General features: G+C 62.4%; 17 protein-coding genes. 7 read left to right on the top strand and 10 right to left on the bottom strand.

Annotated elements, in window-relative coordinates; all coding sequences use genetic code 11:
- Nucleotides 1-55: 55 nt before the first annotated feature.
- Both JV201_RS14505 and JV201_RS14510 read right to left on the bottom strand, forming a co-directional pair.
- The gene (locus JV201_RS14505) at nt 56-1390 is read right to left on the bottom strand and encodes an LLM class flavin-dependent oxidoreductase (RefSeq protein ID WP_219405575.1); all 1335 of its coding nucleotides are present in this window, start codon (nt 1388-1390) and stop codon (nt 56-58) included.
- Between the two features lie 23 nt (nt 1391-1413).
- Nucleotides 1414-2370, bottom strand: a complete 957-nt coding sequence (locus JV201_RS14510; protein WP_219405576.1) for an ABC transporter substrate-binding protein — start codon at nt 2368-2370, stop codon at nt 1414-1416.
- A 409-nt stretch (nt 2371-2779) separates the two neighbouring features.
- Between JV201_RS14510 and JV201_RS14515 the strand changes: the two genes are divergently transcribed.
- The 3 genes from JV201_RS14515 (at nt 2780) to JV201_RS14525 (ending at nt 8589) form a co-directional block, all read left to right on the top strand.
- A complete protein-coding gene (locus tag JV201_RS14515; RefSeq protein ID WP_257903222.1) occupies nt 2780-4315 on the top strand; it encodes an efflux transporter outer membrane subunit in 1536 nt (511 codons plus the stop codon).
- A gap of 104 nt (nt 4316-4419) precedes the next feature.
- Entirely contained in the window at nt 4420-5532 is a 1113-nt protein-coding gene (locus tag JV201_RS14520) for an efflux RND transporter periplasmic adaptor subunit (protein ID WP_219407178.1), read from the top strand.
- A 9-nt stretch (nt 5533-5541) separates the two neighbouring features.
- On the top strand, nt 5542-8589 hold the full coding sequence (locus tag JV201_RS14525) for an efflux RND transporter permease subunit (protein WP_219405578.1): 3048 nt from the start codon (nt 5542-5544) through the stop codon (nt 8587-8589).
- Nucleotides 8590-8625: 36 nt separating this feature from the next.
- Here the strand turns inward: JV201_RS14525 and treS are convergent, their stop codons facing one another.
- Together treS and JV201_RS14535 are read right to left on the bottom strand one after the other, a co-directional pair.
- Nucleotides 8626-10677, bottom strand: a complete 2052-nt coding sequence (gene treS / locus JV201_RS14530; RefSeq protein ID WP_219405579.1) for a maltose alpha-D-glucosyltransferase — start codon at nt 10675-10677, stop codon at nt 8626-8628.
- Between the two features lie 122 nt (nt 10678-10799).
- Complete coding sequence (locus JV201_RS14535; RefSeq protein ID WP_219405580.1) at nt 10800-11582, bottom strand: SDR family NAD(P)-dependent oxidoreductase; 783 nt, start codon at nt 11580-11582, stop codon at nt 10800-10802.
- A gap of 128 nt (nt 11583-11710) precedes the next feature.
- Between JV201_RS14535 and JV201_RS14540 the strand changes: the two genes are divergently transcribed.
- Nucleotides 11711-12859: an aldose epimerase family protein gene (locus JV201_RS14540; RefSeq protein ID WP_219405582.1), complete on the top strand. Its 1149-nt coding sequence runs from the start codon at nt 11711-11713 to the stop codon at nt 12857-12859.
- A gap of 154 nt (nt 12860-13013) precedes the next feature.
- Here the strand turns inward: JV201_RS14540 and JV201_RS14545 are convergent, their stop codons facing one another.
- From JV201_RS14545 to JV201_RS14565, 5 genes are read right to left on the bottom strand one after another with little or no spacing between them, the layout of a single operon-like run.
- Nucleotides 13014-14018, bottom strand: coding sequence for a substrate-binding domain-containing protein (locus JV201_RS14545; RefSeq protein ID WP_219405584.1), 1005 nt, complete (start codon nt 14016-14018; stop codon nt 13014-13016).
- Nucleotides 14019-14066: 48 nt separating this feature from the next.
- Entirely contained in the window at nt 14067-14942 is an 876-nt protein-coding gene (locus tag JV201_RS14550; RefSeq protein ID WP_008433346.1) for an SMP-30/gluconolactonase/LRE family protein, read from the bottom strand.
- A 39-nt stretch (nt 14943-14981) separates the two neighbouring features.
- Nucleotides 14982-16562: an aldehyde dehydrogenase (NADP(+)) gene (locus JV201_RS14555; RefSeq protein ID WP_177069324.1), complete on the bottom strand. Its 1581-nt coding sequence runs from the start codon at nt 16560-16562 to the stop codon at nt 14982-14984.
- An 11-nt stretch (nt 16563-16573) separates the two neighbouring features.
- Entirely contained in the window at nt 16574-17566 is a 993-nt protein-coding gene (gene araD1, locus JV201_RS14560; protein ID WP_102369088.1) for an AraD1 family protein, read from the bottom strand.
- 21 nt (nt 17567-17587) lie between these two features.
- Nucleotides 17588-18910, bottom strand: coding sequence for an MFS transporter (locus JV201_RS14565; RefSeq protein ID WP_219405585.1), 1323 nt, complete (start codon nt 18908-18910; stop codon nt 17588-17590).
- Between the two features lie 192 nt (nt 18911-19102).
- Between JV201_RS14565 and JV201_RS14570 the strand changes: the two genes are divergently transcribed.
- The 3 genes from JV201_RS14570 to JV201_RS14580 are packed head-to-tail and all read left to right on the top strand — an operon-like array spanning nt 19103 to nt 22558.
- Nucleotides 19103-20839 carry an IlvD/Edd family dehydratase gene (locus JV201_RS14570; protein ID WP_008433338.1) on the top strand — a complete coding sequence of 579 codons (1737 nt, stop codon included), beginning with the start codon at nt 19103-19105 and terminating at the stop codon, nt 20837-20839.
- A gap of 56 nt (nt 20840-20895) precedes the next feature.
- Nucleotides 20896-21618, top strand: coding sequence for a FadR/GntR family transcriptional regulator (locus tag JV201_RS14575; protein WP_003217775.1), 723 nt, complete (start codon nt 20896-20898; stop codon nt 21616-21618).
- A 34-nt stretch (nt 21619-21652) separates the two neighbouring features.
- The gene (locus tag JV201_RS14580) at nt 21653-22558 is read left to right on the top strand and encodes a LysR family transcriptional regulator (RefSeq protein ID WP_219405586.1); all 906 of its coding nucleotides are present in this window, start codon (nt 21653-21655) and stop codon (nt 22556-22558) included.
- Here the strand turns inward: JV201_RS14580 and JV201_RS14585 are convergent.
- Nucleotides 22551-23492 carry a cupin gene (locus JV201_RS14585; RefSeq protein WP_008433330.1) on the bottom strand — a complete coding sequence of 314 codons (942 nt, stop codon included), beginning with the start codon at nt 23490-23492 and terminating at the stop codon, nt 22551-22553. The genes JV201_RS14580 and JV201_RS14585 overlap by 8 nt on opposite strands.
- Between the last annotated feature and the right edge of the window lie 73 nt (nt 23493-23565).

Genomic DNA, 23565 nt, shown 5'->3' on the forward strand with positions numbered 1-23565 from the left:
TATGTCTAAAAAAATCCCCGGCCCACCAATTTATTCATCTGAACAGTTTTTTGAGTCAACCGCCGCCGTTGCGCGCAAACCGTGGAATCTTCAATCCCAGGCTTTCCCGCAAGGTCGTACCTTCATAAGCCGTGCGATACACGCCGCGCTCCTGCAACAACGGGATGACCTCGTGCGTGAAGCGCTTGAACTGCTCCGGATGGCCGATGTAGATATTGAAACCATCCACCGCGCGGGCTTCAAGCCAGTCAGCCATTTTCCGGGCGACGGTATCCGCCGATCCGACAAACGCTCCCGGGCGCAGTTGCCGCCCGAACTCCACCGCCTGGCGCAATGTAAAACCTTTCTCCCGTGCCTGATCGGCAATGCGTTTGGCCGCGGTAAAAAAGCTGCTGCGTGCCGCCTCCAGGCTCTCCTGCGGGAACGGCGCATCAAGGTCGTACTGGCTGAAATCATGCCAGCCGAAATTGCGTCCGAACTCCTTCAGCGCCAGCTCGAAACTGTGGTCGGCCTGATGGTAGTGCCGCTCGATTTCACGCGCCTGTTCATCGGTATCGCCTACATAAATCTCGGCGCCGGGCATCACCAGCAATTGCTTCGGGTCACGGCCATGTTGCAGCGCCCTGCCCTTGATATCCCGATAAAAAGCCTGGCCCTGCTCGATGCTGGCCGCATGGGTAAAGATCACATCGGCCGTGGCCGCGCCGAGGTCGCGGCCTTGTTCCGAATCGCCAGCCTGGAAGATCACCGGTTGGCCCTGGGGTGAGCGCTGGATATTCAGCGGCCCGACCACGGAAAAGTGCTCGCCCTTGTGATTCAGGCTGTGGAGTTTGGCGGGGTCGAGAAACCGGCCGGTGGCGCGGTCACGCACGAAGGCATCTTCCTCATAGGAGTTCCACAGGCCCTGCACGACCTGGACGTGTTCGGCCGCCCGGCCATAGCGGGTGTCGTAGTCATAATGTTCGTCGCGGCTGTAGTTGCCGGCGGTACCGGCGTCGCCGCTGGTGACCACGTTCCAGCCGGCGCGGCCTTTACTGATCAGGTCGAGTGAGGCCAGGCGCCGCGCGACGTTATAGGGCGAGTTGTAAGAGGTCGTCAGCGTACCGACCAGGCCCAGGTGCCGGGTGCTTACGGCAAGTGCCGATAACAGCGTCAGCGGCTCCAGCCGGTTCAGGTAGTGGGATGGCGAACCCGGTGTGATGAATTGGCTGTCGACGATGAACATCAAGTCGAACAATGCCGCCTCGGCCTGGCGTGCAATGTCGATGTACCAGTCGACGTTGACGCTGGCATCGGCCGGCAATTGCGGGTCGAGCCACAGATTGTGGCGGCCGRGCCCGCCGCAGCCCATGGTCAGGGCGCCGAGTTTGAGCTGTCTTTTTTGGGTCATGTCCAACGTATTCCTTGAAGCGTTCAGGGCTGGGTTCTGGCGACGGCTGGCTGCAAGGACGCCGCGAAGGAGTCGTCGAACAGCTTGTCTGCCGGGTAAGACTTGACCAGTCCCTGGCTTGCGAAAAAGTCCACGGTCTTTTGTGCTTCTACAGGCGACTGGGCTGTCACCGGTTCGACCGTCGTGCGTGCCCGGGCAAACCAGGCGCGGGCAATGTCGGCATCTGCGCGGGTGCGTTTGGCCCACGCATCTGCATACGCGTCGGCGTTGGCCGGGCTTTGGCGCGTCCAGTCACGGGCTTTCTTCAGGCGTTGGAGAAAATCGCTGATTTGCGCACGCTTGTTATCGACGGCCCTCGTGCTGGCGGCGACGAAACTCTGGGCCGGGATCAGCCCGTCTGCGGTCGCCAATACCCGTGCGCCCTGGCGTTCCTGTTGGGTGACGTAGGGTTCCCAGGTGGCGATGACATCAACCGAACCGCCTTCCAGTGCGTGGGAAGCATCCAGTGCACTGAGGTAGCGCAACTCCAGGGCCTCTTTCGGCACGCCCGCCTTATCCAGTGCGGTCAGCAGCAATTGCTGGCTCCAGGAGCCTTTCCAGATGGCGGCGCGCTTGCCTTTGAGGTCCGCAAGGCTGTGGATCGAGGAATCCTTTTTCACCAGGATGGCCACGCCCTCGAGGTTTTGCCGGCTGATGGCAATCACCTTGATTGGCGCGCCGAGTGCACCGAGGAACAGCACGGGCGCATCGCCGAGCAGGCCGATGTCGAGGCTGTTGGTATTGAGGGCTTCCGCCACGGGAGACCCGGCGGTGAATTGCTTCCATTCAAGGGTATAGGGCAGATCATCCAGCACCCCCGCCGCTTCCATCACGGCCTGGGCGTTGTAGCTTTGGTCTCCGACCACCAGCGTTTGCGCGTTCGCGGTCAGGCACAGCAGCGTGGCGGCCAACCCGGCCGCCAGTTTTGTCAGGTAACGCACGTTCGTCTCCAGATGCTTTCTCAAGCATTGAAAGTCGATCCGCGCGTGCGGTCTCGGCAGTGTTCGTAGGGAGGGCTACGATGAGGGGCTGACGGCTGCATGTAAAATACCTATAACGCATAACCTAATTCGATATTAATGCGTTAAATGCATTTTTGTGGGTGGTCGGCGCGCACGGACATTGCGTACCCGCCTGCACCACCTACACTGATTTGAATTCGGCGACTCTCGCGCCATTTTTTCTGCCGTATGGCCCGATGCCCGCGCACTCATTGCTCAACAAATAAAGCAGTTAACCAACTGATTAATCAGAGTAAATATGAAAGAGCAGCCTCGGCAGCTTGTATCGGCACCGCAACCAGTGGCGCATAGCCGCGCCCTTTTTCGACCACCACACCTTCTGGCTCCCTTGAGCCTGCTGTGCATCGCCATCGCCGGATGCACCGTCGGGCCCGATTTCGCGCGCCCTGAGGTGCCGGCGAACGCCGATTATTCACGAGAAAAACTCACCTCCACCGCCAAGGCCGATATCGACACCGGCGGTGCGGCGCAGCGGTTGATCGCCGGGATGGATATTCCCGGGCAATGGTGGACGCTGTTCCGCTCACCGGAACTGAACGCGCTGGTGGAGGAAGCCTTGCGCGCCAACCCGGATGTCACCGCCGCGCAGGCGGCATTGCGCCAGGCCAACGAGCTGGTCTATGCCGACCAGGCGTCGCTGTTTCCCTCGGTGAGCGGCAACGTGCAGAAAGCCCGCGAGAAAGTATCGGGCGTCACCTCGGGCCTGCCGGAGTCGCCGATTCTCACGGTGAGTTCGGCGTCGCTGAGCGTGTCCTACGCCCCGGATGTGTTCGGCGGCACGCGCCGGCAAATTGAATCCACCTCGGCGCAGGCCGAGTACGAACGCTTCCAGTTGGAGGCGACCTACCTCACCTTGACCTCCAATGTGGTGAACACCGCAGTCAGCCTGGCCTCTATACGCGACCAGATCGCCGCCACCGAAACCATCATTCGGCTACAGAGTGATCAGCTCGACGTCCTGCAGGCGCAGCGCCGGCTGGGTGCGATCGGCGACTCCGACGTGCTCACACAGCAGACCGCGCTGGCGCAAACCCGTGCCACCTTGCCGCCCCTGCAAAAGCAGTTCGCCCAGACCCGCAACCAGTTGATGGCCTACCTCGGCCGGTTTCCCAACCAGGACCGGGACGAGCGCTTCAACCTCGCCTCCCTGCACCTGCCCGAAGAACTGCCGCTCAGCCTGCCTTCGGCCATCGTTGGCCAGCGGCCCGATGTGCGTTCCGCGCAGGCGCAACTGCATCAGGCCAGTGCCAATATCGGCGTGGCCGTCGCCAATCAGTTGCCCCAGTTCAGCATTACCGGGTCGGTGGGCTCCACGGTGGCCAGCGGGACCAAATTGTTTTCGGCGGGCAGTGGGGTCTGGAGCCTAGCCGGGTCGATCACCCAACCGATCTTCGATGCCGGCGCACTCGAACATCGCAAACGCGCTGCCGTGGCCGCCTATGACGAGTCGGCAGCCCGCTACCGTGGCACGGTGATCGGCGCGTTCCAGGACGTGGCCAATGCGCTGCGGGCGCTGGAGGCGGATGCCGATGCGCTCAACCAGCAGGTGGTGGCCGAGCGCTCTGCCCAAGCCAACCTGGACCTGGTGCAGGCGCAGTTCAAACTCGGTGCCGTGGCGTACATCAACCTGCTCACGGCCCAGCAAACCTACCAGAACACCGTGCTGGCCCGGGTCAGGGCGCAGGCCTCCCGCTACAGCGACACCACCGCGCTCTTCCAGGCATTGGGTGGCGGATGGTGGAACCGTGCCGATGTGGACCCTGCCACCAAGGGCCGGCCTGATCGGTTCGGCCTGCCGTCGTGGAACGAGATCATGCCGGCCAGGAACGAGGCAGCGCCTGCCGATTCGGCACGGTTCAACTGAACTGAACTCTTGAAACAGCGAGAACATCCATGGCTGACGTCATAACCGCCTCTCCCCTGCCCACCGAGCCCGGCGCACCGCGCAAGCGCCGACTGTGGCGGCCGATGATCATCATGATCGTGGTGGTGCTGGTGATTGTGGCGATCATTGCCGGGGTGAAGTTCGTGCAGATTTCGGCGCTGATCGCCCAGTCGAAAATGCCCCTGCCCGCCTCCGTGGTCACGGCCATGAAGGTGCCGTTCAGCGACTGGCAACCGAATGTCAGCGCCGTGGGCTCAATGAAAGCGGTCAGGGGGGTGGATGTGACCACTGAAGTGGGCGGCATCGTCCGCACCATCGGCTTCACGCCCGGGCAAGAGGTGGCGGCCCAGGCGCTGCTCGTCCAGCTGAATGCCGACTCGGACATCGCGCAACTGCATTCCCTTGAGGCCACGGCCGACCTGGCGGTGATCGTCCTCAAGCGTGACAAGGCGCAACTGGCGGTTAACGCCATCTCCCAGGCACAAGTGGACACTGACACCGCCGACCTCAAATCCAAGGTCGCCGCCGCTGAACAACAGCGCGCGCTGGTGGCGAAAAAAACCATCCGCGCACCGTTTGCCGGGCGCATCGGCATCACCAGCGTCAACCCTGGCCAATACCTCAACCCCGGCGACAAGATCGCCACGCTGCAAACCTTCGATCCGATCTACATCGACTTCACGGTGCCCCAGACTCAAATGGAGGCCATCGCCATCGGCCAAGGGGTTTCGGTAACGGCCGACGGCCTGTCCAATCAAATATTCACCGGCAAGATCAGCACCATCGACACCCAGTTCGACGCCACCACGCGCAATGTCACCGTGGAAGCCACCGTCGACAACCCCAAACAGAACCTGGTGCCCGGGATGTTTGCCCGCGCCGTGGTCAACTCCGGTGCGACACAGCGCTACCTCACCGTTCCGCAGACATCGGTGACCTACAACCCTTACGGCACCACGGTATTCATTGCCACATCGAGCAAGAACGACAAGGGTGAGGAAGTCCTCACCGCGCAACAGACCTTTATCAAGACCGGACCGACCCGGGGCGATCAGGTGGCGATCCTGTCGGGCGTGAAGGAAGGCGACCTGCTGATCACCAGCGGCCAGATGAAGCTCAAGAATGGCTCGCCGGTGAAGGTCGATAACAGCGCCGCGCCGCTGAACGATCCTGCGCCGACTCCCCAAGAACACTAAAGGTGTCCCATGAAGCTTACCGATACCTTTATCCAGCGGCCGGTCTGGGCGATTGTCGTCTCGCTGTTCATCCTGATCCTGGGGCTGCGCTCGATCTTCGAATTGCCGGTGAACCAATGGCCACGCACCGAAAATACCGTGGTCACCATCACTACCGCCTACTACGGCGCGGACGCCTCCACCGTTGCCGGCTTTATCACCCAGCCGCTTGAATCGGCCATCGCCCAGGCCCAGGGCATTGACTACCTGTCTTCAACGAGCATCACCGGTGTCTCGACGATTACCGCCACGCTGCGGCTGAATTACGACGCGAGCAAGGCCCTCACCGAGATCAACACCCAGGTCAACTCGGTCAAGAACCAACTGCCGGCGCAGTCCCAGGAACCGGTGCTGACGGTGGCGGTCGGGCAGACCACAGACGCCATGTACCTGGGTTTCTACAGCGACACCCTGCCCACCAACAACATCACCGACTACCTGGTGCGGGTGGTCAAGCCCAAGCTGGACTCAATCCAGGGCGTGCAAACCGCAGAAATCCTCGGCGGGCGCCAGTTCGCCCTGCGCGCCTGGATGGACCCGAACAAACTGGCGGCGCATAACGTGACCGCCCAGGACGTGTCCACCGCCCTGGCCAACAACAACTACCTGTCTGCCGTCGGTTCCACCCGCGGGCAAACGGTGACGGTCGACCTGACGGCCGGGACCGACTTGCACACGGTGGATGAATTCAAGCGGCTGGTGGTCAAGCAGAAAGGCGATGCCCTGGTGTACCTGGAGGACGTGGCCACCGTCACCCTCGGCGCCGAAAGCTACGACAGCAGCGTGGCGTTTTCCGGCAAGCGTTCGGTGTTCATCGGCATCAAGACGGCGCCGACTGCCAATATCCTGACGGTGGCCGACAGCGTGCGCGAGGCCTTCCCCGAGCTGCAATCCCAGTTGCCCACCGGGGTACGCGGCGAGATCGTGTATGACTCCACGGAGTTCATCAACACCTCGATCTATGAGGTGGTGAAGACCCTGGTCGAGGCGATGATCATTGTGTCGGTGGTGATCTACCTGTTCCTCGGCTCGTTCCGCGCGGTGATCGTGCCGCTGGTGGCGATCCCGCTGTCGCTGGTCGGGACCTTCTTCATCATGTACCTGCTGGGGTACTCGATAAACCTGCTGACCCTGCTTGCCCTGGTATTGGCGATCGGCCTGGTGGTGGACGACGCGATTATCGTGGTGGAAAACGTCGACCGGCATATCAAGGAAGAAGGCAAAGGCGTGCTGGAGGCTGCGCTGGTTGCCGCGCGGGAACTGGGTGGGCCGATCATCGCGATGACCGTGGTGCTGATCGCGGCCTACGTGCCCATCGGGCTGCGCAGCGGCCTTACCGGTGCGCTGTTCAAGGAGTTCTGTTTCTCGCTGGCGGGTGCCGTGACTGTGTCGGCCGTGGTGGCGTTGACGCTTTCGCCGATGATGACCTCCCGGCTGTTCAAGTCCGGGCACGAAGAAGGCCGGTTTGCCCGCAAGCTCGATCAGTACTTCGACTGGTTGCGGGGCCGTTACCACCGCGTACTCTCGGGCGGCCTGAACGTATGGCCGGTGCTGGTGACGTTTGGTTTTGTGCTGTTCCTGCTGGTGGCCGCCAGCGGCATGACCGCCAAAAGCGAACTGTCGCCCACCGAGGACCAGGGGCTGGTGTTCATGCAGATCAAGGGCCCGCCCACTGCCTCGCCGCAGCAGATGGAGCGCATCGCCGACCAGGCCTTCCAGATCGCCAACAAAGAGCCGGAATACGCGCAGATGTTCCAGCTGACCGGGTTGCCTATCCTCAACCAGGGCCTGGGCGGTGTGCTGCTGAAAAACTGGGGCGACCGCTCGCGCTCCCAGGCCCAACTGATATTGGAACTCCAGCAGAAATGGAACCAGGTGCCGGGCGCCACCATTGCGGCCTTCCCGCTGCCATCGCTGCCGGGCGCCCAGGGCTTGCCGGTGCAGTTCGTGATCACCACCACCGACTCGGTGGAAAACCTCAACGAAGTCGCCCAGGCCGTGGTGGCCGAGGCCCAGAAACAACAGCTGTTCTATTTCTCCGACATGGACCTGAAACTCGACAAGCCACAAGCCAAGCTGGTGGTGGACCGGGAAAAAATCGCCGCACTGGGCATGACCCAGGCCGACGTCGGTGCGGCGCTGTCCGCGGCACTGGGCGGCAACTACGTGAACTACTTCTCCACTGCCGGGCGCTCGTACAAAGTGATTCCCCAGGTGTTGCAGGTTGATCGCCTCAACCCGGACCAGATTCTCGATTATTACATTCGCACGCCATCCGGCAGCATGATCCAGGCGCGCACCGTGGCGCATATCGAAACCTCGACCCAGCCGGAATCCATCAACCACTTCCAGCAACTCAACTCGGCGACCCTGTCGGGCGTCAGCGGCGTGGCCCAGGGCGAACTGCTGGCGAAACTGAACACCATTCTGACCAATATTGCGCCGTCGGGTTACACCTCCGACTTCTCCGGCGAATCACGCCAGTTCATGCAGGAATCCGGCGGGTTCTTCGGCCTGCTGATGTTTTCGATCCTGATCGTGTACCTGGCCCTGGCGTTTCAGTTCGAGAGTTTCCGCGACCCGGTGGTGATCCTGTTCTCGGTGCCCCCTGCACTCTTCGGCGCGTTGGCGTTTATCACCATGGGGTTTGCCTCGATCAACGTGTACACCCAGGTGGGGCTGGTGACGTTGCTGGGGTTGATCACCAAGCACGGGATCCTGATCGTGCAGTTTGCCAACGAGTTGCAGCGCGCCGGTCACAGCAAGCGCGAGGCCATAGAAGAAGCCGCCGGCGTGCGTCTGCGGCCGATCCTGATGACCACCGCCGCCATGGTGCTGGGCGTGGTGCCGCTGGTGTGGGCCTCCGGTGCCGGGGCTGCGGGACGGCATGACATGGGCCTGGTGATCTTTGCCGGGTTGTCGATCGGTACCGTGCTGACGCTGTTCATGGTGCCGGCGATGTATATGTTTATTGGCTCCACGCACCATCAGGAGGCGGAACAGCCGGTCCCCGTGTAGGAGCGAGCTTGCTCGCTCCTGCAGTGGATCAGTGGGTCAGATCACTACCCGCAGCGCCAAGCCTTCATACGCATCCAGGGTGATGGTGAAATCACCCTCGGGTGTCAGATCGCCCTCCACCCGCTCATTGATGATGTCCACCACCGGCCCGGGCGCAATATCGGGCAGGTGCAGGGTTTCAGTAATCGGCGTCGAGCCGAAGTTCAGCGCCGTGATCTGGGTACCTTTGCCCGCCGGCAGCTCGTGCACCATGATCAACAGCCCCGGGTGCTGCACATCCGGCACCAGGATCTGGCGGCTGGCGGCGATGTCGTAGGCTCGGCGCACCGCGAGGATTCTTTGCAGTTGCGAGGCAAACGAATCCGGGTCGGCCAACTGGCTGATCAGGCTGCCATACAAGGTTTTCGGACGCGGCATCTGCCCGGCGGATTGCTCCGCATCCGGATTCAGGTCCACCAGGTCATAGGCGCCGCGATGGATCCAGCGTGTGTCGCCATCCAGCATCAAGTGGGCCACCTCCTCCGCCGGTAACGGCAATGCGCCCACCAGGTCCCAGCCGGACAGTGCAAACACCCCCGGTTGCATCGCGTTGTACATCACCAGCAGCAGGTGAATCTGGCGGATCTGCTGGATATCCGCCGGGGTAATCGCCTCAAGGTCGCGAATGCCCAGCGCCGCCGTGATGATGCTGGCGGTGGTGCAGGACACGCCGTTGGTCACGAACTTCAGGTTATACGGCGCGTGTTCGCCAGCCAGGCGTTCGTACATCTGCTCACGGATATGCTCGCGCAGGATGCCGCCGGGAAAGGTCTGCCCCTGATAGAGGTAGGTGTCATGGGCGTGCAACGTCCAGAAGTGCACCAGTTCCAGGGTCAGCTCGTCATGGTTCTGCAAGGCGTGGATCAGCGAGCCGGGGTCGATGCCCAGGGTGTGCATCTCCCGCAGCATCAGGCGCAGGAATTCGGTGTCGCCCATCAATAACGCGTGCTGGTAAGCCGGGCGCGTGATGAAGTCGTAGGACAGGTCTGCGCCGCCGTGGGACATGGCGGCGATGTCGTCCACCGTCAGGTTCAATTCCTGGAAGCTGAAACCGCCCGCCTTGCGAATCGCGCCGCCCAGGATCTGGTTGCCGGTGATGGACAGTGGATGGCTTTCAGACCAGGCGTTACCTTCCAGTTTTCGTTCCACGCCGAGGAAACCGTTGGCATCCAGGCGCAGGATCTTTGCGCCCATCACGTCGATGGCGTGCAAGGCGTCGCCAATGATCATCTGCTGCGCGGCGAAGGTCGGGTCCAGCCAGTTCAGCGACGGCTGCCCTTCCTTGAAGTAATGCAGGTACACCCAGCGCCGGGGCTTGCCGTCCACGCCGATGACCACATCAGTCGCGCTCCAGTCGGTTTCCTTGACCCCGGGTTCGAAGAAGATCACCCGTTGCAACTGGCCGACGATGTAGTGCTTGTCCCTGAGCACGTCGACCTGCTGCGGGCTGAGGTTCTGCGCATCGCGGCCCTCGCTGATGTCGGGCAGCAGCGGCCAGTCTTCTTCGCGGATCTCCACCATGTGGTAGAGCCCGGGATAGTCTTCGTAGGCCATCTCGGCCAGGCGGAAGTCCGCGCCCTTGCCGGTGTGGGACGGGATCACATCGTCGATGATCACCGCGTTGTGCGCGGCGGCCATGCGGGCCAGCGCCTGAAGCTGGGCTTCGGTGCCCAGTTGCGGGTCGATGTCGAAGCTGATGCGGTCAAAATTGCCGTCAATGGTGGGGGTGTGCTCGGTGCCGGATAGACCGCCCGAGCGTTTCAATGGACCGTTGTGAATGCCCTGGATGCCGATTTTCGACAGCGCGTGCCACAAGGTTTCATCGCCCAGGGCCTCCAGTACGCTGCCGTTCTCGCGGGTGACGATGGACGCCGGATAGGCCGTGAACCACACCGATGCCAGGGCCGAAGCATCACGGGGCCGGGTATGGGCATACGGCTGTTGCCACAACCGGCCTTGCCCCGAGTACAGCCTGGCGCGCTGCTTGGCGGCATGCAGCATCGATTGTTCCACCAGCCAGGCCACATGTTTCTTATCGGCGTCCGTCATAAATCAATCACCTGCACCCATGAAGTAGTCGGTTGCGGTGGCTGCATATGAGCCACCGTTCGTTACTGTATGAGGCCCCGGGCGGCGATTCGTTGCATTCGGGATGGCGACCCTTCCCCGGCCTAGACCCACCCACCGTCCACAATGAAGTTCTGTGCGGTACACATCGCCGATACATCAGAGGCCAGGAACAGCGCCATATTGGCGATATGTTCCGGCTCCACACTGCCCGGCAGGCACTGGCTGCGGGCGATCAACTCCCGGGCCGCGTCATCCACCCACATCGCCAGTTGTTTCTCGGTCATCACCCAGCCCGGCACCAGCGTATTGACCCTGATACGGCTGGGCCCAAGCTCCCGCGCCAGGGCCCGGGTCATGCCGTGGGCGGCGGCTTTGCTGGCGGCGTATACCGGGTAGCCGCTGGAAGCCATCATCCAGCCGATGGAACCCAGGTTGATGATCGACCCACCGCCTGCGGCCTTCATCATCGGCACCACGGCCCGGGCCGCGAAAAACCCGTGCTTCAGGTTGACCGAAATCAGTTGGTCGAACCGCTCCGAGTCGATTTCATCCAGGCTGTGCCGAACGTCATTGGCGGCATTGTTCACCAGCACGTCGATCGGTCCAAGGCTCTGCGCCAGGCACGCTATCGCGGCCTTGTACGCGATCTCGTCGGTGATATCGCAATGGGCGAATTCGACGGCATGGCCCTCGGCCGACAATATCGCCGCCAATCGGTCGCCCTGCCCTTGCGCCCGGTCCACGAAGGCTACCTTGGCACCCTGGCGTGCGAAGGCACGCACCATGGCCTCGCCTATCCCGGAAGCACCGCCGGAGATCAGCACGGTTTTATCCCGCAGGTCCGGGTACATCGCCTGCGCGCCGGGCTGTTTTTCAGTGTTCATGGGGCAGTCACTCCGCTGTATTTAGTCTTATTTTATATTGCATGTTTTGCGATATTGGCTATAAATCAGCCCTGCAGCCGAATAAATAGTAGAACTATTTAATTAACAACAATAAAGGTAGCTCAGTCATGCGGCAATCCCGATTCCTGCTTACCGGCCTTGGCCTCTCCCTGGCGGTGGCCAGCCTGGGCGCTCAGGCGGCTGGCTTGTCCAGCGAACACAAACCCTTCGGCAAAACCAATGACGGCACCGCCGTCGAGCAGTATGTGTTGCGTAACAGTCATGGCGTACAAGCCACGGTCATCACCTATGGCGCGGTCTTGCAGTCGCTGAAAGTACCCGACAAACACGGCCAGTTCGCCGACGTGGTGCTGGGGTTCGATGACGTCCAGGGCTACCAGGCCGGTACCGCGTTCTTCGGCGCGACCATCGGCCGTTTTGGCAACCGCCTGGACAAGGGCAGCTTTGAACTGGACGGCAAACGCTATCAAGTGCCCCTCAACGACGGGCCGAACTCGCTGCACGGCGGCCCGCAAGGTTTCGACAAGCATGTGTGGAAAGCCCAGCCGGTCAAGCAGGACGATTCGGTGGGCGTGACCCTGAGCTACCTGTCCAAGGACGGCGAGATGGGTTTCCCCGGCAACCTGAAAGTCGATGTCACCTATAGCCTCAACGACAAGAACGAACTGCACATCGACTACAAGGCCACCACCGACAAACCCACGGTGCTGAACCTCACCAACCACAGTTACTTCAACCTCGCCAGCGCCGGCAGCGGTGATGTGCTCAAGCAAGTCGCCACCCTGCATGCCAGCCATTACACCCCGGTCAACAGCACCCTGATTCCCACCGGCGAACTGGCCCCGGTCGCCGGCACGCCGATGGACTTTCTCAAGCCCACTGCCATCGGCCAGCACATCAAGGACGATCATCCCCAGCTGAAATTCGCCGAACCTAAACAAGGTGGTTTTGACTTCAACTGGGTGCTGGATGCCAAGGGTGATATCGGCAAACTGGCCGCCGACGTTCGTGACCCGCAGTCCGGCCGCCGCTTGCAGCTGTATACCAGCGAGCCTGGCGTGCAGTTCTATACCGGCAACTTCCTCGACGGGACGATCAAGGGCAAGGGTGGCAAGCCTTACGCCCACTGGAGTGCGTTCACCCTGGAAACCCAGCATTTTCCCGACGGCCCCAACCAGCCGAGCTTCCCCTCTACCCGTCTCGATCCTGGCCAGACCTACACGCAGAATACCGTGCTGAAATTCTCTGCTGACTAAACCTGTGGGAGCTGTCGAGCTTTGGCGAGGCTGCAATGACATCGGCACTATCAATATCCAAGGTGCCTGACCTACCGCTATCGCAGCCTCGCTGAAGCTCGACAGCTCCCACAGTACCGCCGTTAGCAGGGCTGCCGGGAAACGTCAGCGGTCTTCAGTTCCACAGACCGATCTTTTGCAGCTCCTGCTTGAAGTTCTCGCGGGTGATCAGCGTCACCTCATCCATCGCGGTGTACTTCGGCGGCTCCTTACCCGTAGTGATCCACTCGAACATCATGCTCGCGGTGTTGTAGCCCTCGATGTGCGGGCTGGGCAGCATCGAGCCGAAAAAGCCGCTGTTGGCTTTCTTCAATTCGCCGATGGCATCGGTGCCGTTGATGCCGATGCCGATGACATTCGCCGCCGCAAACCCGGCGCTTTCGGTGGCGCGCACGCCGCCAAGCACGGTGTTGTCATTCATGCCGCCGATGATCAGGTTTTTCGCGCCGCCGGGCAGCTTGACCAGCGCCGAGTTGGTGGCGTCCATGCTGCCGGGGACGTCGAGGGTCTTGAGGGCTGCGTACAGGATGTGGTCATCCGGAATACCCGCAGCCTTCAGTGATTTGACCGAGCCATCAGTGCGCTTTTTACCGGTATCGAGTTCGTTGTAGGTGTTGATCACCGCATAGGTGTCCTTCCAATCCCAGCCACGTTTTTTCGCTTCAGTGGCCATGGCACTGCCCTGCTTCTCGCCCACTTCAAACGCGGCCATGCCCAGGTAAGGCACGTCTTCCATGAAGTTGCCCTTGGCATCCACAAAACGGTCATCCACGGCGATCACTTTCAAGCCGTTGGCTTTGGCCTTGGCCATGATCGCCGGGCCGAGGGACACGTCCGGCGGGCAAATCACAAAACCCTTGGCACCGTTGGCCGCCAGGCTGTCGATGGCCGAGAGGGTTTTCTCGCCGTCGGGCACGGCGATCTTGATCACCTCGAAGCCCTTGTCCTTGCCGGCCTTTTCGGCGAAGGCCCATTCGGTCTGGAACCAGGGCTCTTCCGCCTGCTTGACCAGAAAGCCGATCTTTACCGGCTCGGCCGCCAGCAACAGGCTGCTCAGGCCGACGGCGGACACCGCCACAGCGGCGCAGCACAGGGAACGGATACCACGACGACGATTCATAGGGTGACTCCTTGTTGTTGTTTTTGAGTGCGTTAAACAGCCTGTTGGTTATCCTGCAAAGCGGTGGCAGATTTTCCCCGGCACATCGACCTCAATGGCCAGCACCGCACCGTCCAGCGGGTGATCCAGCGGGCTGGCGGCACTGGTGATGTACAAGGTCTTGAGGTCGGGGCCTGCGAACACGCAACTGGTGGGACGGCTGACCGGCAATTCGATGACCCGGTCAACTTCACCGTCCGGCGTCAGCCGCAGCAGGCAGCTGCCGTCCCAGCGCGCGTTCCAGATATAGCCTTCGGCGTCCATGGCGGAGCCGTCCGGGCCACCCCGGGAGTGAGGCCCGAACCAGACTTGCGCAGGTGCGAGCTGGCCCTGTTCAGTCATCGGGTATCGATAGAGCGTGCCGTCCAGGCTGTCGCCGAAATGCACGTGGGTGGCGGTGTCGTTCCACAGCAAGGTGTTGGGAATCCCCAGGCCTTGCAGCAACGGCGTGACCTGCCCGTCGGTATCGACCCGGAACAGGCCGCCGGAACGTCGCAGCACCGGCAAGTCTTCACCGTGCTCGCCGATGTTGTTCTGCATGGTGCCCAGCCACAGCCGGCCCTGGGCGTCGCAGCGGGCTTCGTTGGCACGGTTGCCCGGTTGCGGATCGGCGACGCAAAGCAAGGTCAGGCGTGGATCGCTCGGCGTCGAATCGAGGTCGAGGCGATACACGCCGCTGCTCAGGGTCACCAGTGCATCGCCGCTGGCGCACGGGATAAACGCCGAGACCGGCTCAGGCAATTGCCAGGTGTGCAATTGCCCGCCCTGCAGGCGCAAGGCCTGCTGGCCGATGATGTCCACCCAATACAAGGCCTGGCCCGGTACATCCCAGAACGGCCCTTCGCCCAGCCGAGCCCGGTGCGGTGTGACTGCGGTCCACGACATGAAACCTCCTGCTTTCTTGTTGTTTTCAGGTGGTACCGGTTACAGCGCGTCGCGCGACGGCTGCCCATCTACCAGACGCTGAATGCGCAACGGGTTGGCATTCTTCAGCGCGTCGGGGAGCAGGCTATCAGGGTAATTCTGAAAGCACACAGGTCGCAGGAAACGCTCGATCGCCAGGGTGCCCACGGAAGTGCCACGGGCATCCGAAGTCGCCGGATACGGCCCGCCATGGACCATCGCGTCACACACCTCGACGCCCGTGGGGTAGCCGTTGAGCAGGATGCGGCCAACCTTTTGCTCCAGCAGCGGCGTCAACTCGCCGAACTGGGTGAAATCCGCCGGCTCGCCGATGATCGTCGCGGTCAATTGGCCGTGCAGGCCGTGCAACGCCGCAGCGAGTTGGGCCTGGTCGGCGACTTCCACGAACACCGTGGTGGGGCCGAACACTTCCTCCTGCAGCACTTCATCGCCGTTGATCAGCAGGCTGGCGTCCGCTTTGAATAGCTGTGGCTGCGCCTGATTGCCGGTTTGCGTCTGGCCCGCCAGGTGCTCGATGCCAGGATGGGCCAGCAGCGTGTGCAGGCCTTTGCCGTAGCTGTTCAAGGTGCCGGCATTGAGCATGGTTTGCGCGGGCTGGCCGCCGATCAGTTGGGCGACCTGTTGGGTGAAGCCTGTGAACGCTGGCGAGGCAATCCCGATCACCAGCCCCGGGTTCGTGCAGAACTGGCCGCACCCCTGCACCACCGAGGCGACCAGGTCGCGGGCGATGGTGTCTGCCCGGGTTTGCAGGGCCTGGGGCAAGACGATCACCGGGTTGATGCTGGACATCTCGGCGAACACCGGGATCGGTTGCGGGCGTGCCGCCGCCATATCGCACAACGCCCGGCCGCCTTTGAGCGAGCCGGTGAAACCCACGGCCTGGATCGCCGGGTGCTTGACCAGCGCTTCCCCCACACCGCCGCCGAAGATCATGTTGAACACGCCGCCGGGCATACCTGTGCGCTCGGCCGCCCGCATGATCGCATCGGCGACCCGCTCGGCGGTGGCCATGTGGCCGCTGTGGGCCTTGAACACCACCGGGCAACCGGCCGCCAGCGCGGCGGCGGTGTCGCCACCGGCAGTGGAAAAGGCCAGGGGGAAATTGCTCGCCCCAAACACCGCGACCGGCCCCAGGCCGATGCGGTATTGGCGCAGATCCGGGCGCGGCAAGGGCTGGCGATCCGGCAGCGCCTGGTCGATCCGCGCGCCGTAGAAATCACCGCGCCGCAGTACCTTGGCGAACAACCGCATCTGGCCGCTGGTACGACCGCGCTCACCCTGGATACGCCCGGCGGGCAACGCCGTTTCGCGGCAGACCAGGGCGACAAAGTCATCGCCCAGGGCGTCCAGTTCATCGGCTATCGCCTCCAGGAACGACGCACGATGCTGCGCGCTCAGGCTGCGATAAGCCGGGTAAGCCTGAGCGGCGGCGTTGGCCGCGGCGTCGACCTCCTGCGCGGTCGCCTGGTAGAAATCAAAGGGCAATGCCTCGCCACTGGTGGCGTCGATGCTCTGCAGGGTGATGCTGCCGGCAGCGCTGCGCTGGCCGCCGATGTAGTTGTGGCCACAAATCCGGGTCATGCCTGTCTCCTTCAAAGGGTGCCTATGCCGCCAGGTGCCACGCCGCTGTTGGCCACGGCAATGCCGTTGATCAATGGCGCGCCGAATTCGGCCTGGCTGATTTCAAACACATCGCCTGGCTGGGTACGAATGCCGTCGGCAAACGACAAGGTGGCGGTGCCGAAGAAATGGATATGCACGTCACCTGGGCGCAGGAACTGGGTGTATTTGAAATGGTGGTATTCAAGGTTTTCGAGGCTGTGGCACATGTTGGCTTCGCCACTGAGGAATTCGTGCTGCCACAACACCTCGCCATTGCGCACGATACGGCTGGTGCCCGCCAGGTGCCGGGGCAGTTCACCCAGGCGCAACTCGGGACCGTAGCTGCAACTGCGCAGCTTGGAGTGGGCCAGGTACAGGTAATTCTTGCGCTCCATCACGTGGTCGGAAAACTCGTTGCCCACCGCGTAGCCCAGGCGATACGGCTTGCCGTCGTGACCAATCACATACAGCCCGGCGATTTCCGGCTCTTCGCCGGCGTCTTCGGCAAACGCTGGCCACGGGAATGGCTGGCCCGGACGCACCACGATGCTGCCGTCGCCCTTGTAGAACCATTCCGGCTGCACACCGGCCTGGCCAGCAGCCGGTTTGCCGCCCTCCACGCCCCATTTGAAGATGCGCATGCTGTCGGTCATCGCGCTTTCGTCACTGGCGTTCTGGTGCATCTTGTCCCGCGCCGACGCACTGCCCAGGTGGGTCAGGCCGGTACCGCTGACCAGCGTGTGGGCCGGGTCCGGGTGATCCAGCGGTGGCAAGATCTTCTGCGCGGCCAGCAGTTTGGCGTAGTCGTGGCTCTCGGCCAGGCCGAGGTGGTCTATGTGCTGTTGCAAGGTGACGCCAGCCTCGATGGCGGCGAGTGCCAGGTCGCGTACCGTGCGGGCGGCCCGCACCTCGCGTACCTGATCGCCGTCGACCACGCCCACTCGGCGTTCGCCGTTGTTCAATTCAAACTGCACTAACCCCATGAGTGTTCTCCTGATTGCCAATTAAGTACGCGTGGCGCCACGGGCGCTGGCGGCGAACTGATCGGGCGGCAGCACGTGCCTGCGCTCCAGCAACCGATAGACCACCGCGGTCAACACCACCCCGAACAGCATCACGCACGCCAGGAAGTACAAGCCCGACGCAAGGTTGCCGGTGTACTCCTTGAGGGCGCCGATCACGAACGGCCCGATGTAGCCGCCGAGGTTGCCCACCGAGTTGATCAAGGCGATGCCCGCCGCTGCACTCGCGCCGGCAAAGAAACGTCCCGGCAAGGTCCAGAACACCGCCGTGCAAGAAAACAGCGCAAACGCCACCAGGCACAGCGCTGCCAGTTGCCACAGCGGCACTGTCAGCCAGGCGCTGAGGAACAGGCCGATGGCGCCCAACACGTAGAGCACGGCAAGATGACCGTAGCGATCATTCAGGCGATCGGAACTGCGCGGGACGATCAGCAAACCGATGATCCCGAAGATGTAGGGCACTGCCGACACAAACCCGGTGGTCAGGTCGCTGCCGCCAAACTGCTTGATCAAGGTCGGCAGCCACAGGCCCAGCCCATAAATGCTCAAGGTCACCGGCAAGTAGAACAGCGCCAGCAGCAACACGCGTTTGTCCTTCAGCGCATGCAGCGGGTTGCCGTGCCGGGTCTGGCCGTAGGCTTGCAGGTCTTTGGCCAGCTCGCCGGTGAGCCAGGCCTTCTCCGCCTGGTCCATCCATTTCACCTGTTGCGGCCCATCCGGCAGGTAGCGCAGCACCGGCCAGGTCAGCAGGATCGCCGGGGTGCCGATGACGATGAACAACCACTGCCAGCCGTGCAGGCCGAGTATCCCGTCCATGCCGAGCAAGCCGCCCGCCACGGGGCCGTTGATCATCATGGCGATGGGTTGGGACAGGATGAACAGCCCGAGGATCTTGCCGCGGTGCCTCACCGGGAACCATTGGGTGATGTAGTAGAGGACACCCGGGAAGAACCCGGCTTCGGCGGCGCCCAGCAGAAAGCGCATCACATAGAAACTGTGGGGGCCCTGGACGAATGCCATGCCGATGGTAATCGCGCCCCAGGTCACCATGATTCGTGCGAACCAGCGCCGCGCGCCGAAACGGTCGAGCATCAGGTTGCTGGGGATTTCCAGCAGGAAGTAGCCAATAAAGAACAGCCCTGCTCCCAGCCCATACGCCGCATCGCCGATGCCGACATCCGCGCCCATGTGCAATTTGGCGAAGCCCACGGCCGAGCGATCCACGTAGGCAATCAGGTACAGCAAGATCAGGAAGGGAATCAGTTTCAGCGTGATGCGACGTATCAGCCGCTGTTCCTGGCTCATGTGAGCGGTCTCCGATTGTTATTTTTATAGAGCGTTTCGGGTCGCCTCTCGCGGAAAACCGCCAGGGCCAGGCCTCGTTGAATCTGACTATATAGTAATACTATTTAATCAACAACACTTCCAAACGCCCGAATTTACGCCTATGTTAAGCCGAGAATGGATCAATATAGTCTTACAATAAGAGAGTCAGCCATGTCCGAGAAAAAGCCCGTCCTGCGCTCCGCAAGCTGGTTTGGTACCGCCGATAAAAACGGCTTCATGTACCGCAGCTGGATGAAAAACCAGGGGATTGCCGATCATCAGTTCCACGGCAAACCGATCATCGGGATCTGCAATACCTGGTCGGAGCTGACGCCCTGCAACGCGCACTTCCGCCAGATTGCCGAGCATGTGAAACGCGGCGTGATCGAAGCCGGTGGCTTTCCGGTGGAATTTCCGGTGTTCTCCAACGGCGAATCGAACCTGCGCCCCACCGCGATGCTCACCCGTAACCTGGCCAGCATGGACGTGGAGGAAGCCATTCGCGGCAACCCCATCGACGGCGTGGTGCTGCTGACCGGCTGTGACAAGACCACCCCGGCGCTGCTGATGGGCGCCGCCAGTTGCGACGTGCCGGCGATCGTCGTCACCGGCGGGCCGATGCTCAACGGCAAGCACAAGGGCCAGGACATCGGCTCGGGCACCGTGGTGTGGCAGCTCAGCGAACAGGTCAAGGCGGGCACCATTACCCTCGACGATTTCCTCGCGGCCGAAGGCGGCATGTCCCGCTCGGCAGGCACCTGCAACACCATGGGCACCGCCTCGACCATGGCCTGCATGGCCGAAGCACTCGGCACTTCTCTGCCCCACAACGCGGCGATTCCCGCGGTGGATGCGCGGCGTTATGTACTGGCGCACATGTCCGGCATGCGTGCGGTGGAGATGGTGCGCGAAGACCTGAAGCTGTCGAAGATCCTGACCAAGGAGGCTTTCGAAAACGCGATTCGTGTGAACGCAGCCATCGGCGGCTCGACCAACGCGGTGATTCACCTGAAAGCCATCGCCGGACGCATCGGCGTCGAGCTCGACCTGGACGACTGGACCCGCATGGGCCGTGGCATGCCGACTATCGTCGACCTGCAGCCGTCCGGGCGCTTCCTGATGGAGGAGTTCTACTACGCTGGCGGCCTGCCGGCGGTGCTGCGACGCCTCGGTGAGGCCAACCTGATCCCGCACCCGAATGCCTTGACCGTCAACGGCAAGTCCCTCGGCGAAAACACACGGGAAGCGCCGATCTACGGCCAGGACGAAGTGATCCGCACCCTCGACAACCCGATCCGCGCCGACGGCGGCATTTGTGTGCTGCGGGGCAACCTCGCACCACTGGGTGCAGTCCTCAAGCCCTCGGCTGCCAGTGCCGAACTGATGCAGCATCGCGGGCGTGCCGTGGTGTTCGAGAACTTCGACATGTACAAGGCACGGATCAACGACCCGGAACTGGACGTGGATGCCAACTCGATCCTGGTGATGAAAAACTGCGGGCCCAAGGGTTATCCGGGCATGGCGGAAGTCGGCAACATGGGCTTGCCGGCCAAACTGCTGGCCCAGGGCGTGACCGACATGGTGCGGATTTCCGATGCGCGCATGAGCGGCACGGCCTACGGCACCGTGGTGTTGCACGTGGCGCCGGAAGCGGCGGCCGGCGGCCCGTTGGCCACGGTCAAGGAAGGCGACTGGATCGAACTCGATTGCGCCAATGGCCGCCTGCACCTGGACATCCCGGACGCCGAACTGGCGGCCCGCATGGCCGACCTTGCGCCGCCCGAGCAGCTGATTGTCGGAGGCTACCGGCAGCTGTACATCGACCACGTATTACAGGCAGACCAGGGCTGCGACTTCGACTTCCTGGTGGGCTGCCGTGGCGCCGAAGTGCCGCGTCATTCCCACTAATTGGGACGGGAGCAATGCTATGATGCCGCGTATTTCGCCAGAGTAGCCTCCCTGTTATGGATCAGCAGCCGACCAAGCCGCGCAAGAGCATGCACGCCCAAATCGTTCAGGACTTGGGCATGCACATCGTTTCCGGACGCTTCAAGCCGGAAGAACGATTGCCCATGGAGGCCACCTTGTGCGAGGAGTACAAGGTCAGCCGCTCGGTATTGCGTGAGGCGACTCGGGTGCTCAGCGCCAAGGGCCTGGTGATTTCCAAGCCCAAGGTTGGCGCCGTGGTGCGCCCACGGGTGCAGTGGCACCTGCTGGACCCGGACGTGCTGACCTGGCTGATGCAGTCGACACCCCACAGCGAGTTTTTCAACACCCTGGCCGGTGTGCGCCGGATCCTCGAGCCGGAAATCGCCGCGATGGCCGCGACCACCGCCACCGACGCCGACATCGCCACCATCGAAAAAGCCTACCTCGGCATGGAAACCGCCAATACCCACGAAACGTTGCTGCAGGCCGACCTGGACTTCCACCGGGCGATTGCCGATGCGACCCGCAACGACTTGCTGGCCTACATGTGCAATATGCTGTCGCTGCCACTTCGCGAGTCCATCAACATCACCAACCGTCGCCCCGACATCCAGGGCCTCAGCCTGCCCCGGCACAAAGCGATCCTCACCGCGATCAAGAACCGTGACGCCCTCGGCGCGCGGCATGCCTCCCTGGTGCAACTGGACGATACCCGGGTCGCGCTGGACACCGTGATGAACGTGCTGACGCCGCTGTAGCGCCAGGCAACCCACCGTCAAGTCGAGGCCGCCCTTGGATTACTTCGCTGCGTTAACCGCCTTTGTCGAAGCCGCCGAGGGCAATAACTTCTCCCGCGCCGCCGACCGGCTTGGCATCAAGGCCTCCACGGTTTCCCGCTACGTGAAGGACCTTGAACAGGACCTCGGCATCGCCTTGTTCAACCGCTCTACCCGTACGCTGCACCTGACCGAGGGTGGCCAGACATTCCTGACGCACGCACGCCGGGTGCTGGACGAGCTGGAACAAGCCAAGGCCGCCACCTCCGCGCTGAACGAACAACCACGGGGCGTGCTCAAGCTCAACCTGCCGCCCGCCTTTGCCCGTCACCATATCCTTCCCACCTTGAATGCCTTCCTGGCCCGCTACCCGCAGATCAAGCTGGAACTGGTGCTGGACGACAGCTACGTCAACCTGATTCATGCCGGCGCGGACCTGGCGATCCGCATTGGCACCCTGGCGGATTCCACGTTGAAGGCACGCAAGATTTGCGATGAGCGCTACCGGCTGGTGGCCAGCCCGGGGTTTTGCCGGGAGTATCCGGCGCCGGTCAACGCTGCCGACCTGGCTGCCATGCCGGCGATTCTGGGGGCGGCTGACAGCGCATTTGCCAACGGGCATGAGGTGTCACCGCTGGTGCATAAAGACAGCATCCGGATCAACGACCTGGACGCACAATTGATCGCCGCACAACAGGGCCTGGGATTTGCCTTGCTCCCCGACTGGCTGGTAGCCAAACCCATTGAAACCGGCGAGTTGCTGGTGTGGTTGCCTGAGTGGGATATCCGCATCGCAGGCCGTGAATCGGCGGTGTGGTTCGTGTATCCACCCAAGCGCATCGTGTCTTCCAAAGTGCGGTGCTTCATCGACTTTATCGTCGAGCAACTGGGCGAAACACCGCACTGGAAACGTCTCAGCTGAAGCGGATATCCAGCGACCGCAGATAGGTTTGCAGCCCCGCATCCTGGATCGGAATCAGGAAGGCTTCCGTGTCGGACTCATTGAAGTGGGCATGCCAGTAACCTGGCGGCGTCACGAACGCCAGGCCCGGCGACCAGTCGACCCGCACCGGGTTGCGGATCTGCCCATCGGCGTCCAGTTCGGTGCCCACCAGCGAATAGCAGCCCTTGGGGCAATCAATGATGAAATCCAGCGCAATCGACTGGTGTCGGTGGGGTTTCTGAATCGACCCCGGCGGCAGGATGCCGTACATCGCCCACAGCACATGGGTCACGGTGCGAGTCTGCGGGAAGTTGCGATTGCCCAGCAGGATGCTGATACGGCTACGGTCCTGGGCGCGGGGATCATCGGCCGCTTCGCGCAGTTTTGCGTTGGCCAGCTCCGCGGGATACAGCGTCGGCACGAAGCGATCGGCACTGCGGATCACGCCCAGGTAACGCAACAGCGGCTCATCGTGGACGTAATACAGGCGCGCATCCTCTGATGCGCTGAACCGCGCTTGCTGCAGACCTGGCAGCGCAATGAAGCAGCCTTTGGTCCAGTCGATGCGGTGCGCGCCCTGAACCACACTGCCCTGCCCGGCGATGACATAAAACACCTGTGAGGTGGCGTTGGGGTGCAGTTCCAGCGTATCGCCGGCGTTCAGGCGAATGAAGTTCGCACACAGCCCCGGACCGGTGGCCGGACCTTCGCAACCCAAGGCATCGCTGAGGTCCAGCGGCACTACCCGAGAGGGCCCACTGTCGTACAGCGAGGCCGGGAAGCTGTGATAGGGAATGCGCGTGATCAGGTTCGCGCTGATGGGATTGGCGGCCTTGCTGTATTCAAAGTATTCGGCATCGAGCAGGTGCTGCGGTTGGGTATCGGCCACGTCAGGCTTGAATTCGCTATTCATTATGATCACCTCAATCTACGACTGGATTTCGCAACGGCCCGTGGGGCGCTGCGGCGGTGAAAGAACTATAGGC

It is taken from the genome of Pseudomonas sp. Colony2 (assembly GCF_019382755.1).
GTDB lineage: Bacteria > Pseudomonadota > Gammaproteobacteria > Pseudomonadales > Pseudomonadaceae > Aquipseudomonas.